Origin of the sequence: Pseudomonas fluorescens (assembly GCF_902497855.1) — a bacterium.
Lineage (GTDB): Bacteria > Pseudomonadota > Gammaproteobacteria > Pseudomonadales > Pseudomonadaceae > Aquipseudomonas > Aquipseudomonas fluorescens_BI.
In genome coordinates, this window is sequence record NZ_CABVHU010000001.1 from 734,523 (window position 1) to 747,858 (window position 13,336).

16 protein-coding genes are annotated in these 13,336 nt (G+C 63.0%); 5 read left to right on the forward strand and 11 right to left on the reverse strand.

What is annotated here, in order from left to right:
- Positions 1-320 precede the first annotated feature (320 nt).
- The 11 genes from F8N96_RS03355 to F8N96_RS03405 all read right to left on the reverse strand — a co-directional run bounded on the left by F8N96_RS03355 (position 321) and on the right by F8N96_RS03405 (position 9,360).
- Positions 321-1,814, reverse strand: coding sequence for a nitrite reductase (locus F8N96_RS03355; RefSeq protein ID WP_150796558.1), 1,494 nt, complete (start codon positions 1,812-1,814; stop codon positions 321-323).
- Entirely contained in the window at positions 1,811-2,650 is an 840-nt protein-coding gene (gene cobA / locus F8N96_RS03360; RefSeq protein ID WP_150796559.1) for a uroporphyrinogen-III C-methyltransferase, read from the reverse strand. The genes F8N96_RS03355 and cobA overlap by 4 nt, the downstream gene beginning before the upstream one ends.
- 70 nt (positions 2,651-2,720) lie before the next feature.
- On the reverse strand, positions 2,721-3,899 hold the full coding sequence (gene nirJ, locus F8N96_RS03365; RefSeq protein WP_150796560.1) for a heme d1 biosynthesis radical SAM protein NirJ: 1,179 nt from the start codon (positions 3,897-3,899) through the stop codon (positions 2,721-2,723).
- Between the two features lie 26 nt (positions 3,900-3,925).
- Positions 3,926-4,429 carry an Lrp/AsnC family transcriptional regulator gene (locus F8N96_RS03370; RefSeq protein WP_150796561.1) on the reverse strand — a complete coding sequence of 168 codons (504 nt, stop codon included), beginning with the start codon at positions 4,427-4,429 and terminating at the stop codon, positions 3,926-3,928.
- Positions 4,404-4,847, reverse strand: a complete 444-nt coding sequence (locus F8N96_RS03375) for an Lrp/AsnC family transcriptional regulator (protein WP_150796562.1) — start codon at positions 4,845-4,847, stop codon at positions 4,404-4,406. Before F8N96_RS03375 ends, F8N96_RS03370 begins: the two co-directional genes overlap by 26 nt.
- Positions 4,840-5,355, reverse strand: coding sequence for an Lrp/AsnC family transcriptional regulator (locus F8N96_RS03380; RefSeq protein ID WP_150796563.1), 516 nt, complete (start codon positions 5,353-5,355; stop codon positions 4,840-4,842). The genes F8N96_RS03375 and F8N96_RS03380 overlap by 8 nt, the downstream gene beginning before the upstream one ends.
- The gene (locus F8N96_RS03385; RefSeq protein WP_150796564.1) at positions 5,352-5,810 is read right to left on the reverse strand and encodes an Lrp/AsnC family transcriptional regulator; all 459 of its coding nucleotides are present in this window, start codon (positions 5,808-5,810) and stop codon (positions 5,352-5,354) included. Before F8N96_RS03385 ends, F8N96_RS03380 begins: the two co-directional genes overlap by 4 nt.
- A gap of 1 nt (position 5,811) precedes the next feature.
- Positions 5,812-6,990: a cytochrome D1 domain-containing protein gene (locus tag F8N96_RS03390; RefSeq protein ID WP_150796565.1), complete on the reverse strand. Its 1,179-nt coding sequence runs from the start codon at positions 6,988-6,990 to the stop codon at positions 5,812-5,814.
- Positions 6,987-7,313 (reverse strand): c-type cytochrome, encoded by a 327-nt coding sequence (locus tag F8N96_RS03395; RefSeq protein ID WP_150796566.1) that lies wholly within the window; start codon positions 7,311-7,313, stop codon positions 6,987-6,989. Before F8N96_RS03395 ends, F8N96_RS03390 begins: the two co-directional genes overlap by 4 nt.
- A 16-nt stretch (positions 7,314-7,329) precedes the next feature.
- The gene (locus F8N96_RS03400) at positions 7,330-7,647 is read right to left on the reverse strand and encodes a c-type cytochrome (RefSeq protein ID WP_150796567.1); all 318 of its coding nucleotides are present in this window, start codon (positions 7,645-7,647) and stop codon (positions 7,330-7,332) included.
- 24 nt (positions 7,648-7,671) lie between these two features.
- The gene (locus tag F8N96_RS03405; RefSeq protein WP_150796568.1) at positions 7,672-9,360 is read right to left on the reverse strand and encodes a nitrite reductase; all 1,689 of its coding nucleotides are present in this window, start codon (positions 9,358-9,360) and stop codon (positions 7,672-7,674) included.
- Positions 9,361-9,558: 198 nt separating this feature from the next.
- Here F8N96_RS03405 and F8N96_RS03410 point away from each other — a divergent pair, with 198 nt between their 5' ends.
- The 5 genes from F8N96_RS03410 (at position 9,559) to F8N96_RS03430 (ending at position 13,306) form a co-directional block, all read left to right on the forward strand.
- A complete protein-coding gene (locus F8N96_RS03410; protein WP_150796569.1) occupies positions 9,559-10,362 on the forward strand; it encodes a CbbQ/NirQ/NorQ/GpvN family protein in 804 nt (267 codons plus the stop codon).
- Positions 10,346-10,933 carry a cytochrome c oxidase subunit 3 gene (locus tag F8N96_RS03415; protein WP_150796570.1) on the forward strand — a complete coding sequence of 196 codons (588 nt, stop codon included), beginning with the start codon at positions 10,346-10,348 and terminating at the stop codon, positions 10,931-10,933. The genes F8N96_RS03410 and F8N96_RS03415 overlap by 17 nt, the downstream gene beginning before the upstream one ends.
- 10 nt (positions 10,934-10,943) lie before the next feature.
- Complete coding sequence (locus F8N96_RS03420) at positions 10,944-11,201, forward strand: cytochrome C oxidase subunit IV family protein (RefSeq protein WP_150796571.1); 258 nt, start codon at positions 10,944-10,946, stop codon at positions 11,199-11,201.
- Between the two features lie 230 nt (positions 11,202-11,431).
- A complete protein-coding gene (locus F8N96_RS03425; RefSeq protein ID WP_064678126.1) occupies positions 11,432-11,872 on the forward strand; it encodes a c-type cytochrome in 441 nt (146 codons plus the stop codon).
- A gap of 3 nt (positions 11,873-11,875) precedes the next feature.
- Positions 11,876-13,306 (forward strand): cbb3-type cytochrome c oxidase subunit I, encoded by a 1,431-nt coding sequence (locus F8N96_RS03430; protein WP_150766210.1) that lies wholly within the window; start codon positions 11,876-11,878, stop codon positions 13,304-13,306.
- Positions 13,307-13,336 lie beyond the last annotated feature (30 nt).

A 13,336-nucleotide genomic window follows, 5' to 3' on the forward strand; every position in this document is an offset into this window, starting at 1 on the left:
TAATCGGGGTGTACACGAATAGTGTGCTCGACCTGCAACCCTGTAGGAGCTGGCTTGCCAGCGAAGGCGGCGTGTCAGCCAACATCAATGTCGACTATCAGACCGCCTTCGCCGGCAAGCCGGCTCCTACAGTTAATCGGGGTGTACACGAATAGTGTGCTCGACCTGCAACCCTGTAGGAGCTGGCTTGCCAGCGAAGGCGGCGTGTCAGCCAACATCAATGTCGACTATCAGACCGCCTTCGCCGGCAAGCCGGCTCCTACAGGTAATCGGGGTGTACGCGAATAGTGTGCCCGACACAGAACCCTGTAGGCGCTGGCTTAATGCGACGTCCCTTCCGCAAACTCGATCTTGTTGCCCACGTTGTACTTACCCGACGGCTTGTTCATCGGGATGCGTTTGATCTCCGCGAGGGTGTTGCTGTCATACACGATCAGCGCGCCGTCGGTGGCCCAGATGCTCAGCAACAGATAGCGGCCGTCGCGGGTGAACTCGACATGGGCGGCGGTCTTGCCGGGCATCGGGCGCAGGGTGCGGGCGATTTCCAGGGTCTGTTTGTCGATGAGGTGGATCGCATCGTTATCGGGACCGAAGAACACATCGCTCCAGGCATACCGTGAATTGACGTGGCTGCGCATGAAGAAACCCGGCCCCAGGGTCGGGATTTCCTTGATCAGTTTCCAGGTCTTGAAGTCGATGACCGAAATCAGCCCCTTACTGATGTTCGGCGTGGCGAACACCCATTCACCGTTGCGTTTCCAGTAGGTTCCCGACCCCAGGTGCGGCATTCCCGGCAGCGGTATGTCGGTGACCACCTTGCCGCTGTCGAGGTCGATCACCTGGCCGCCCCCGGCCTTGCGTGAAGTGGCCAGCAGCTGCTTGTAGTCCGGTGAAAAGGAAAAGTCGTCCAGCACATCCCCGGCCTGGATCCGTCGCGGCACGAAGTCCGGGGTGCCGGCCCAGGACAGCTCCCAGACTTCCTTCACGTCCTTGAGCGCCACGATGAAGCTGTCGCGGGGCGGGGCGGAGTAGACCGCACTGACCCGCGACGCGGTACTGTCCAGGCCGGTCGCCGGGATGGTTTTGACCAGTGACAGGTCGCGGGCATCGAGCACCACCAGGTTGCCGGGCAGATAGTTGCCGACCAGCACCCAACGGCCATCCTTGCTCACCGCGAGGTTGCGGGTATTGAGCCCGGCGCGGACTTCGGCGATCAGCTTCAGGTTGTGCAGGTCATACAGGCTGACCCAGCCATCGCGCGAGGCCACGTAGACGAAGCGTCCGTCCGGCGAGAACTTCGGCCCGCCATGCACCGCGAAGTGCGAAGCAAAGCGCGCCAGCACCTCGAACCGATCGCCGTCGAGGATGCTGATGTGATGATCGCCGGCCTCTACCACCACAAACAGGTTCAGGGGATCGGCACCATGCTGGGCCGTGCCCGGAAGCTTGCCGACATCGGCCAACAGCGAGTGACTGGCGCGGATGTCATCGTTACTCCAGGTCGGCACGGTGGCGGGGGGTTGCTGCAGGTAGTCCACCAAGCCGTCGATCTGCGCCGGGCTGAACACCTGGGCATACCCGGTCATCTGGCTCGCGGGGCGACCGTCGCGGATCACGCTGCGGATTTCGGCGGGCTTGATCCGGCTCAGGCTCTGCGGCAACAACGCCGGGCCCGCAGCGCCGAACCGGTTGGCCCCATGGCAACCCTGGCAATGCACCCGGTAGTCGATCGCGGCTTGTTCAAGTGGCGCCAGCGTGGTCCCGGCCTGGGCCGCACCGAGCCATAACAACGGGGCAAGCACCAGGCGCCTCATATCGCCACCTTGCCGCGACGCAACAGTGCCTGAGCGGGGTAGAAGCGCGCGGGGAAATCCAGCTGTTGCGTGGCGAACAGATCCACCACTTTGCCGATCACCGTCAGCGTCGGGATGCCCGGCGGACACTCCAGCACCAGGCTCGGCAGCTGGTGAAGCACGCCTCGGGCGACATGCTGGTCGGGGCGGGTGCCGTTGCTGATCAGCGCCGCCGGTGTATCGGCCGGCAGTCCGGCCTCGATCAGGCGCTGGGCGATGATCCTCAGGTTCGACAGGCCCATGTAGAACACCAGGGTCTGGCTACCGTCGGCGAGGCTGCTCCAGGGCAGCGACAACTCGCCGTCACGTTGCAAATGGCCGGTGATGAACCGACAGGAGTTGACCAGGTCGCGGTGGGTCAGCGGGATGCCCGCGTAAGCGCTGCAGCCGGAGGCGGCGGTGATGCCCGGGACCACCTGGCAGTCGATGCCGCGTTGCAGCAGGTACTCCAGCTCCTCGGCGCCACGGCCGAAAATGAACGGGTCGCCACCCTTGAGCCGGACCACGCGCTGCCCTTGATCGGCGAGGTCGGCCAGCAGCTCGTTGATCTGTTCCTGGGGCAGGCTGTGGCAGCCGCTGGCCTTGCCGACGTAATGCCGGGCGCAGGCGAGGGGGATCAGGATCAGCAATTCTGGGCTGATCAGCCGGTCGTACACCACGGCGTCGGCCTGCATCAACAGGCTCCAGGCGCGCAGGGTCAGCAGGCGTGGATCACCGGGGCCGGCGCCGACCAAGGCAACTTCGCCCGGCCTGAACGAAGACTCGAGTGTGGGCGGTAGGGCAATTGATGGAGGCATGGGACGTCCTTGGTGCTGCATCAGGTTGGCCGGCCCCGCCCTGTGTCAGGTGGTTGGCCGGACGGGCTAGTCAGTGGGTGATGCAAGAGATGAGCGTTGGCGGCGGTACACCGATTTCTTCATCGCTGAGGTGGCAACCGGGGTCCTGGCCCCAGAGGTCGCCCTCGGCCCAGGCGCGGGTGCGGGTATTGCCGTTGCAGATGGGCAGCCAGCGGCAATAGGCGCAGCGCCCGCCCACCACCCGGGGATGTTCACGCAGTCGCAGCAGCAGGGCATCCGGCCGTTCCAGCCACAAGGTGCGAAACGGCGTGCGTCGCACATTGCCCACCGAGTGCTGCCACCAATAGGTGTCCGGGTGCACTTCGCCGGTGTTGTCGATATTGGCGATGCCGCTGCCGGAGGCATTGCCGCCCCAGGCGCGGAGCATGTTTTCCAGGCGTGGGTAGTGCTCGGGCAGACGCAGGGCTGCCCATTGCAGCAGGAGAATGGCATCGGCATCGTTGTTGCCGCTGACAAAGTCGCTGTCGCGGCCCTGTTGGATGTCGGCCCAGGCGCGTTCGAAGATCAGCGTCATGGCCTCGCGGCTCATCTGCTGTTGCGCGTCGAGTTGGCGACTGCGTTTGCCGCGACCGCTGTAGTTGAGGTGCGACAGATAAAACTTCTGCACGTCGTACTCGCGCATCAGCGCCAGCAGAGCGGGTAGTTGCTGATGATTCTCCTGGGTCAGGGTGGTGCGCAGCCCCACGCGAATCCCCTGTTCGCGGCAGAGGCGGATCGCCTGCATGGAGCTGGCGAAGCTGCCCTTGAGTTGGCGGAAGGCGTCATGGGTAGCTTCCAGGCCATCGATACTGATCCCGACGTAGTCGAAATTTGCCGCACTGATCTGCGCGATGTTCTGCTGATCGATCAGTGTGCCGTTGGTGGACAGGGCGACAAAGAAACCCTTGGTCCGGGCGTAGGCACTGAGCACAAACAGATCCTCGCGCAACAGCGGTTCGCCACCGGACAGAATCAACACCTTGACGCCGGCATCGTGCAGATCGTCAATCACGGTCAGCGCCGCGGCCGTATCCAGTTCGTCGCGAAAGACACTGTCTGCCGAAGTGGCGTAGCAATGTTTGCACGTCAGGTTGCAACGCCTGAGCAGGTTCCAGATCACCACCGGCGGGCGGTTGCTGCCCGGTGGGCTGGTTCGGGGGGCAGGGGCCTGGCCGGCCAGCGCGCGCAGGTATTGGCTGATCCTCAACATGCTTCTCTCCTTGAGTCAGGGCGTGTTCAGCGTGAAGTGGGTGGCAGGCGCACACCGGTTTTCTTCAGGATGCGGCTGCTCACCAGCATGTCGTCGGCGGCACAGGCGTCGCCCAACAAATAGCGCAGGTGTTCGCGGTAGCTGTTGATCTCTTCACTGCTGCGCCCGTGGACCATGGCGAACAGGTTGTAGCGCCACGCGGTGCGGCGTGGCCGGCGATAGCAGTGGCTGACGAAGGGTTGCGCGCCGACCAGCGCACCGAGGCGCGGCATGTCGGTGTCGCGTATATCCCAGACCGTCATGCCGTTGTGGCGATAGCCCAGTCGGTAGTGATTGGGCACGGCGGCGATCCGCCGAATCGCGCCCTCGGTCTGCAAGCGCTTGAGCAGCTCCAGGGTGGCTTCTATGTTCAGTCCCAACTGTTCGGCGAGCCACGCCCATGGGTCTTCCAGCAACGGCAGACCGGCCTGGGTCAACACGATCAGACGCTGGATGAGGGTGTCTTCAGGCCGGGAAATACAGACCGACATGGTAGGTCTCCTCTTTGGGCAGGTTGAGCAGCGGCAGGCCGGTCAGGGTTTCGATGCGCTGCAGCGTCTCGGCGATGGCGTGTTCGGTCGAGCATCCGAGCACGAACCACATGTTCCAGCGGTGTTCGCGCCGATAGTTGTGCGCCACTTCAGGCAGGGCATGCAGTTGCTCGGCGACCGCTTCGAAACGCTCTTCCGGTACCGCCAGTGCAGCGAGGGTGAAGGCGCCGCCCAGGCGTTCGATGTCGAACATCGGGCCGAACCGGGTGAGCACGCCGTCCTCGAGCAATTCATGCAGGCGATCGAGCAGTTCGTGGCTGCTGCTATCGAGTTCGGCGGCCAGGGCCTGCCAGGGATGGCGGACCAGCGGCAGGCCCAGTTGCAAACGGTTGATCAGCCGCCGATCGAGATCATCCATGCAGGGATGCTCCTGTTGGCGAGGGGGCATAGCGTCCACCGCATTGTTTGAAGGCGTGGCTGCTGAACAGCAATTGGTGGGGCAGGTCGCTCAGCAGTTGTGCTTGCAGCAACGCTTGAACCTGCGCCTCGACCTGGTCCCGTTGCCGCCCGTGGATCATGCAGAACAGGTTGTAGCGCCACTGCGGCAACTGCCGTGGCCGTTGATAGCAGAGGTTGATCCCGGGGGCCCGGCCCAGGCGCTGGCCGACTTCATCGATCAACGCGTCCGGAACATCCAGCACCAGCATGGCGTTGGCGGTAAACCCCAGGGCGCGATGGTTGAGCACCAGGCCGACCCGACGGAACAGCCCTTGCGCCTGCCACCGGTGCATTTGCACGAGCACCTGGTGCTCGTTGCCCTTGATCCGTTCGGCGAGGGCCTGGTAGGGCCGCGATACGCGCGGCAATCCGGCTTCCAGGTGCCGGCGCAAGGCCAGTGCCTGTTTGGCGCTCAATCCGGGCATCATGGGGTTTCTCCCAGGGCGAAGCCGAGGTCGATGCGAAACGCGGTCACCATCGGCAGGTCCAGCGGCATCAGGCCGGTGTCGCGCTCGAGTTCCTTGAGCACCCGGTCGAGGTGTGGGCGATCAGGGCCGGTCAGCACAAACCACAGGTTGTAGAAATGGTCCCGGGCGTAGTTGTGATTGACCTCCGGGTATTGGCTCACGCGCTCGGCGACCTGTTGCAGGCGTTCGGCGGGCACGGCGAGGGCGGCGAGGGTGCTGGCCCCGGCGCGGCTGTGTTCGAACACCGGGCCGATCCGTGACAGGCTGCCGGCCTGATCCATTTCTTGCAGGCAGGCCAGTATTTGCGACTCGCGGCACCCGAGGATCCGCGCCATTTCCTTGTAGGGTTCCGGGCACAGCGGCATGCCGTGCTGGAAGCGGTCGATCAGTTGGTGGCTGAGCAGGTCCAGGTTCATTTCAATACCCCATTTTTTGCGCGCGGCTGCTAAAGAAAATGCCGCTCGGCGCGGTGGCCGGCAGGCTGCCCAGCAGCTTGAGCCGGTACGGATCCCAGACCTGAACCTGACCGCCGTCGCGTAGGGACAGCCACAGTTGGTCGCCACGGGCGGTGAATTCCATGTGCAACACGGCCGGTCCCGGTCGAAGGTCGGCGATGACTGCATGGGTTTCGCTGTCGATGACCTGGACCCGATCGTTGTCCGGGTAGGCGAAGTTGACCCATAGCTGGCGACCGTCCGGCCGCGACGTGACGAACACCGGTTGGCCGGCGACTGGGATGACTGCAGTCTGCTTCCACGTGCGCGAGTCCATCACCAGCACCTGGTGATGGCCAACGGCGGGCACGAAGGCCTGGTTGTCGGCGACGGCCCAGCCTTCCAGGTGCGGCATCTTGTAGACGGGCAGTTTCACTTGTCCGCGTCCGTAATCGCCGAGCACCCGCTGCACCCCGCGCTCCGGATGCCAGAGGTCGAGTTGCGCCATGCCATCCTCGCCGAACAGCCCGGCCATGTAGTAGCGGCCATCCGGGGTGATCAAGGCGTCGTAGGGCTGCTGGCCGATATCGGTGAAGCGGCTGATCCGGGGCGTGTTGCCCTGGCTGAAGTCGGCGGTCCAGATTTCACCGGTATCGAACAGGCTGAAGACAAAGCGTTGTCCCGGGGCGTCGACCAGGCCGACCACCCGCGAGCGTTTGCTGCCATCGGCCAGGGGCGTGGCCGGAATGTCGGCCACCAGCTGCAGGGTTTTGGCATCGAATACCTTGACCCCGCCGGGCACGTAGTTGGACACCGCGATCAACTTGCCGTCCTGACTGATGGCGCCGCCGATGCTGTTGCCGCCCTGGATGACTCGATGCTCGATGCGCCGGGTCAGCAGGTCGATTTTGCTCAAGCCGCCGTCGCGGCCGAACACATAGGCGTAGCGCTGGTCGCGGGAGAACACCGCCGAGGCATGGGACAGGTCACCGAAACCCTCGAGTCGGGCCAGGGCGGTGCGGGTGTCGCTTTCGATGATTTGCACGCTGCCCGTGGCGCGCTCCACCACCACGCCCAGATCGCCGGTACCGCGCAAGGGTGGCTGGACGCAAGCGGACAACAGCAGCCCGGTCGCCGCTGACAGCAGGAGTGATCGGATCATGGTGCGGGGTATCCCTGGAGAAGAAGATCGACCAGCCAACGGATGTCGTCCGGGCTGAGCAATGGCGCCCAACCGGGCATGGCGGTGCCGGGCCGGCCGTGGCTGACGGTGGCGATCAGGCTGTCCCTGGGCTTGCCGGCCAGTGCCGCGCGGGTCAGTTCGGGGCCCAGCCCGCCAGTCATGTGCAGCCCATGGCAGGCGCCACAGTCCTGGCTCAGCAGGTGTTCGAGTTGCGCCTGACGCGTGGCGTCCGGTGTCGCCACCGCGGTGGTGCAAATGAGGAGGAGGGCCGCCACAATCACAGCGTGTCGATAGACCTTCATGACGCCCTCCAGGCGGTTATTTGAGTGTCAGTACCCAGGTCGCGAGAATTTTCGCTTCTTCATCCGTCACGGGGTTGGCGGGCATTGGCATCGGCCCCCAGTTGCCTGAAGTGCCGTTCTTGATGTGGCCTGCCAGGGTGTCCGCGGCTCCGGCCACGCCCGCATTCTTGGCCGCGACATCCTTGAGCGCGGGGCCGACCAGCTTGGTGTCGATGGTATGGCAGGCGGCGCAGGGTTTGCTCTTGAACAGCGTCGGCCCGTCCTCGGCAGCCATGACCGGCTGCACGCTCAGCGCAGCGGTCAGGGCGAACAGTGAAAACAGTGTATTTTTCATGATGGTTCCTTGCATTGATGGAGCTCAATAGATGTCGTGTTGGGTGTTGTAGACGTTGAACTTCCCGGTGGGCGTGATCAGTCGTTTGTCCTTGATGACTGCTTTGAGCTTCAGTGTTTTGTCGTCGATCACCACCAGCGCCGATTCGTCTGCCTGGCCGCTCCACACGGAGAACCAGACTTCATCGCCGGCCTTGTTGTATTCCGGTTGCACGACCCGCATGGCGCCTTGCTTGATGCCTGCGTATTCGGCGATCGGCAGCACGGTGTAGCCGGCGTCGAGCTTGTCGAGGTTGAACACCGCCACCGACTGACTCAGCTTGGTGTCCGGGTTGAGGGTGGTGTCGACGTACAGGTGACGGGACTTGGGGTGGGTCTTGATGAACAGCGAACCGCCACCCTGGCCCTTGAGCGAGGCGACCTGTTTCCAGGCGTATTGCGGGTGTTTGGTCGGGTCGGTGCCGATCAGCGAGATGCCGTCGTCGCCGAGGTGGCTGGTGGCCCAGACCGGTCCGTAGGTCGGGTGGTTGAAGTTGGCGCCGCGACCCGGGTGCGGGGTTTTGCCGACGTCCACCAGCGCGGTCAACTTGCGCTCCTTGGAGTCGATCACGGCGACCTTGTTCGAGTTGTTGGCGGCGGTCATGAAGTAACGGTGCGTGCTGTCCCAGCCGCCGTCATGCAGGAAGGGCGCGGCATCGATGTAGGTGACGGTGAGGTTCTTGATGTCCTGGTAATTGACCAGCATGACCTTGCCGGTTTCCTTGACGTTGACGATGAACTCCGGCCATTCGTGGGAGGCGATGATCGCCGCGACCCGGGGTTCCGGGTGATACTCCTGCTTGTCGACGGTCATGCCGCGGGTCGAGACGATCTGTTTCGGCTCCAGGGTTTCGCCATCCATGATGGTGAACTGTGGCGGCCAGTAGGAGCCGGCGACCGTGTATTTGTCTTCGTAGCCCTTGAACTTGGAGGTCTCCACCGAACGCGCCTCGATGCCCACCTTGACTTCGGCGACCTTGGTCGGCTCCAGCGGCCACAGGTCGATCATGTCGATCCGCGCGTCGCGGCCGATCACCAGCAGGTAGCGACCCGAGGCGGAGATGCGCGAGATGTGCACCGCATAACCGGTCTCGATCAACTTGACGATTTTCTTGCTGTCGCCATCGATCAGGGCGATCTTGCCGTCATCGCGCAAGGTCACCGAAAACAGGTTGGGCAGGTTGAGTTTGCTCAGTTGCTTTTTCGGACGATCCTCGGGCTTGACCAGCACCTTCCAGGTCTTGAGCGTCTCGGCCATGCCCCATTCCGGCGGCGTCGGCGGCGTGTGCTGGATGAACTTGGCCATGACCGTGATCTGATCCTTGGTCAGCGCATTGGACGTCCCCCAGTTCGGCATGCCCGCCGGTGACCCGTAGGTAATCAAGGCCTCCAGAAACGGTTGGCCGCGGTTCTGGGTGATGTCCGGTGTCAGTGGCTTGCCGGTGGCCCCTTTGCGCAGGACACCGTGACAGCCGGCGCAACGCTGGAAATAAATTTCCTTGGACGCGTCGAACTCGGCCTGGCTCATGTCCGGCGCGCCGGCGGTCTTGACCATGGGTGGGTTGGCCGCGGCGGCGGGCTCTTCGGCGCTGGCGGCATGACTCACCGCCAGGGCCAGTGACGAACACAATGTGGCGAGGGTCAGGGCAAACGTTCTTCTGTTGCTGATCAGCATTCCATTTCTCCTCAGGCAAGACCTTTGCGATGTGCTGAAACGGCAGCGCAGAACGCAGGTTCTTAGTGCGTTGCAAGGCTATGCCCAAGGGGCGAATGCTCGCTTGACGGCGATCAAGTTTGCCGGCCACGCCCCTTGCCAGGTTGTCGCAGGGGCCCGTAGCGTGTGGCTTGAATCCGCTTTTGGAGCAGTCAGCCCATGGACCGAATCCCGTCTTGCGCTCACCCGATCGAACCCTTCTATCAACCGCTGAATAATGAGGAGGCGCTGTTCGAGCAAGCCTGGCATCACGGCATGCCGGTGCTGATCAAAGGGCCGACGGGGTGCGGCAAGACCCGCTTCGTCCAGCACATGGCCCATCGGCTGAAACTGCCGCTGTACACCGTGGCCTGCCACGACGATCTGAGCGCCGCCGACCTGATCGGCCGCCATTTGATCGGCGCCCAAGGCACCTGGTGGCAGGACGGACCCTTGACCCGCGCAGTGCGTGAAGGCGGCATTTGTTACCTGGACGAAGTGGTCGAGGCGCGCCAGGACACCGTGGTCGTCCTGCATCCCCTGGCCGACGATCGGCGCGAACTGTTCCTGGAACGCACCGGCGAAGTGCTCAAGGCCCCGCCTTCCTTCATGCTGGTGGTGTCGTACAACCCCGGTTACCAGAACCTGCTCAAAGGCATGAAACCCAGCACCCGGCAACGCTTCGTGGCGATGCGCTTCGGCTACCCGCCGGTGGCCGATGAAGAGCGCATCGTCGCCAGGGAGGCCAACGTGGATAACGCGCTGGCGGCGCAAGTGGTCAGGCTGGGACAGGCCCTGCGTCGACTCGACCAGCACGATCTGGAGGAAGTCGCCTCGACCCGCCTGCTGATTTTCACCGCGCGCATGATCGGCGCCGGCATGAGCCCGCGGGAAGCGTGCATGGCCTGCCTGGCCGAGCCGCTGAGCGATGATCCGCTGACCGTTGCGGCGCTTATGGATGTGGTCGATGTCCACTTCGGCTGAGTTCACAGGGGTTAAGCGGGGCCACTTGCCGGGCGATCTGGCGATGTGGTTTTTCATCCTGGCCGAGTTGTCGGTGTTCGCCATCCTGATCCTGGCGTTCGCCGTGACCCAGGCCCTCAAGCCGCAGATGTTCAGTGACAGCCGGCTATTGCTCGACACCTCTACCGGCCTGGCGATGACCCTGAGCCTGCTGACCGGCGGGCTGTTCGCCGCGCTGGCCCAGGAACAGGTCAGGCGCTCACGGCCACGCCGTGGCGCCGTCTACCTGCTGGCAGCGCTGCTCGCCGCCAGTGTCTATGTGCTGTTGAAGCTCACCGAGTACCACCACTTGCTCGGATCGGGGCTGGGCATGGAGCACAACACCTTTTTCACCCTCTACTGGATCCTCACCGGGTTCCACTTTCTCCATGTCGTGCTCGGCATGGTCATCCTCGGCTGGCTGGCCGAACGTTGCCGCCGTGGTTTGTACAACGCCGACAACCGCAGCGGCTTTGAATCCGGGGTGTTGTACTGGCACATGGTCGATCTGATCTGGGTCGTGCTGTTTCCGCTGGTCTATGTGCTGAGTTGACGAGGTGATCATGTCTGTATCCAGGGTTTTGCTCGTCTGCTGGGCGGCGTTGGCCGCGTTAAGCCTGTGCACCGTGCTGCTGGGGCGTGCCGAGGGCACCCGGCTGTTGACGATCGCCATCCTGCTGGTGGCCGTCGGCAAGGCCTGGCTGATCGCCGACGGCTTCATGGAAATGCGTCACGCCCCGCGGCTGTGGCGCCGGTTGATGCTGAGCTGGGCGGTGGTCCTGGCGGCACTGATCGGGCTGACGCTGGTGTCGTTGCGCTGAAGAAATACATCTCCAATGTGGGAGCGAGCCTGCTCGCGAAGGGGCCGTCACATTAAACATCCATGTTGACTGACACACCGCTTTCGCGAGCAGGCTCGCTCCCACATTGGATCTCCATCAGGCATACGATCTATACCCGACCAAAACCATCTGCCTTTCTTGATCGCCATCAAGCAGCTTTCAACCCCCCGCTTCCTATCATGGACACGCCAAGCAAAGAGGAAGCGACCATGTCAGAGACCTTCACCAAAGGCATGGCCAGGAACATCTATTTTGGGGGAAGCGTGTTCTTCTTCCTGATATTCCTGGCCTTGACCTATCACACGGAACAGACCTTTCCAGAGCGCAGCAATGAGGCGCTATTAACCGAATCAGTGGAACGCGGCAAGTTGGTCTGGGAGCAAAACAATTGCATCGGCTGCCACACGCTGCTGGGCGAGGGCGCTTACTTCGCGCCTGAGCTGGGCAACGTGTTCCAGCGGCGCGGCGGCGAGGAGAGCTTCAAGCCCTTCCTGCAGGCCTGGATGAAAATGCAGCCACTGGGCGTACCTGGCCGGCGCGCGATGCCGCAGTTCAAGTTGAGTGACCAGGAGGTGGATGACATCGCCGAGTTCCTCAAGTGGACCTCGAAAATCAACACCAATGGCTGGCCGCCAAACAAGGAGGGCTAAGCGATGAGCATTGCTAATCCGCATCTGAAATTCGCCTCGCAAGCCGTGGCCAAACCGTACTTCGTGTTTGCCCTGATGCTGTTTCTCGGTCAGATACTGTTCGGTTTGATCATGGGCCTGCAGTACGTGATAGGGGACTTTCTGTTCCCGATCATCCCGTTCAACGTGGCGCGGATGGTTCACACCAACCTGCTGATCGTCTGGATTTTGTTCGGCTTCATGGGGGCTGCCTACTACCTGATTCCGGAAGAGGCCGACCGCGAACTGCACAGTCCGAAACTGGCGATCATTCTGTTCTGGGTATTCGCCGCTGCTGGCGTGCTGACGATCCTCGGCTATCTGCTGGTGCCTTATGCCGGCCTGGCCAAACTGACCCACAATGAACTGCTGCCGACCATGGGACGGGAGTTCCTGGAGCAGCCGACCATCAGCAAGATGGGGATTGTGGTGGTGTGCCTGGGCTTCCTCTACAACATCGGCATGACCCTGCTCAAAGGTCGCAAGACCACCGTCAGCATGGTGATGATGACCGGGCTGATCGGGCTCGCGGTGTTCTTCCTGTTCTCCTTCTACAACCCGGGCAACCTGGCACGCGACAAGTTCTACTGGTGGTGGGTGGTGCATCTTTGGGTAGAAGGCGTGTGGGAATTGATCATGGGGTCGATGCTGGCCTTCGTGCTGATCAAGATCACCGGCGTGGACCGCGAGGTCGTGGAGAAATGGCTGTACGTGATCATCGCCATGGCGCTGATAACGGGGATCATCGGTACCGGTCACCACTTCTTCTGGATCGGTGCGCCCGAGGTCTGGCTGTGGGTCGGCTCGATCTTCTCCGCGCTCGAACCGCTACCGTTCCTGGCGATGGTGGTATTCGCCTTCACCATGGTCAAGAACCGGCGCCGGGACCACCCGAACCGCGCTGCCACGTTGTGGGCCAAGGGCACCACGGTCACCGCGTTCTTCGGTGCTGGCGTCTGGGGCTTCCTGCATACCCTGGCACCGGTCAACTTCTACACCCATGGTTCGCAGTTGACGGCCGCTCACGGTCACCTGGCCTTCTACGGTGCCTACGCGATGATCGTGATGACCTTGATCAGCTACGCCATGCCGAAACTGCGCGGGCTGGGCGAGGCAGCGGACGAGCGCTCGCAGCAACTGGAGATCTGGGGCTTCTGGCTGATGACCCTGTCGATGGTGATGATCACGCTGTTGCTGACCGCCGCCGGTGCCGTGCAGATCTACCTGCAGCGCTGGCCGGTCGATGGGGTCGCGTTGCCGTTCATGGCCACTGTCGATCATCTGCAAGTGCTGTTCTGGGCCCGTCTGGGCGCCGGTCTCGGTTTCTTCGCAGGGCTGATCTGCTACCTGTTCAGCTTCAAGCGGCGAGTGCCTTTGACGATCGCCGATGCGGCCGCTTGCGTCGTTCGATCGTGAGTCGGGTAACACTTTAGAGGAGGGCGGCCC

What these genes read in the sequence shown, in the direction of transcription:
- F8N96_RS03425 (WP_064678126.1), top strand. Translation starts at nt 11,432, where the DNA reads ATGTCAGAGACCTTCACCAAAGGCATGGCCAGGAACATCTATTTTGGG.
- F8N96_RS03385 (WP_150796564.1), bottom strand. Translation starts at nt 5,810, where the DNA reads ATGAACCTGGACCTGCTCAGCCACCAACTGATCGACCGCTTCCAGCAC.
- F8N96_RS03400 (WP_150796567.1), bottom strand. Translation starts at nt 7,647, where the DNA reads ATGAAAAATACACTGTTTTCACTGTTCGCCCTGACCGCTGCGCTGAGC.
- nirJ (WP_150796560.1), bottom strand. Translation starts at nt 3,899, where the DNA reads ATGTTGAGGATCAGCCAATACCTGCGCGCGCTGGCCGGCCAGGCCCCT.
- F8N96_RS03395 (WP_150796566.1), bottom strand. Translation starts at nt 7,313, where the DNA reads ATGAAGGTCTATCGACACGCTGTGATTGTGGCGGCCCTCCTCCTCATT.
- F8N96_RS03370 (WP_150796561.1), bottom strand. Translation starts at nt 4,429, where the DNA reads ATGTCGGTCTGTATTTCCCGGCCTGAAGACACCCTCATCCAGCGTCTG.
- F8N96_RS03420 (WP_150796571.1), top strand. Translation starts at nt 10,944, where the DNA reads ATGTCTGTATCCAGGGTTTTGCTCGTCTGCTGGGCGGCGTTGGCCGCG.
- F8N96_RS03375 (WP_150796562.1), bottom strand. Translation starts at nt 4,847, where the DNA reads ATGGATGATCTCGATCGGCGGCTGATCAACCGTTTGCAACTGGGCCTG.
- F8N96_RS03390 (WP_150796565.1), bottom strand. Translation starts at nt 6,990, where the DNA reads ATGATCCGATCACTCCTGCTGTCAGCGGCGACCGGGCTGCTGTTGTCC.
- F8N96_RS03355 (WP_150796558.1), bottom strand. Translation starts at nt 1,814, where the DNA reads ATGAGGCGCCTGGTGCTTGCCCCGTTGTTATGGCTCGGTGCGGCCCAG.
- F8N96_RS03380 (WP_150796563.1), bottom strand. Translation starts at nt 5,355, where the DNA reads ATGATGCCCGGATTGAGCGCCAAACAGGCACTGGCCTTGCGCCGGCAC.
- cobA (WP_150796559.1), bottom strand. Translation starts at nt 2,650, where the DNA reads ATGCCTCCATCAATTGCCCTACCGCCCACACTCGAGTCTTCGTTCAGG.
- F8N96_RS03415 (WP_150796570.1), top strand. Translation starts at nt 10,346, where the DNA reads ATGTCCACTTCGGCTGAGTTCACAGGGGTTAAGCGGGGCCACTTGCCG.
- F8N96_RS03410 (WP_150796569.1), top strand. Translation starts at nt 9,559, where the DNA reads ATGGACCGAATCCCGTCTTGCGCTCACCCGATCGAACCCTTCTATCAA.
- F8N96_RS03405 (WP_150796568.1), bottom strand. Translation starts at nt 9,360, where the DNA reads ATGCTGATCAGCAACAGAAGAACGTTTGCCCTGACCCTCGCCACATTG.
- F8N96_RS03430 (WP_150766210.1), top strand. Translation starts at nt 11,876, where the DNA reads ATGAGCATTGCTAATCCGCATCTGAAATTCGCCTCGCAAGCCGTGGCC.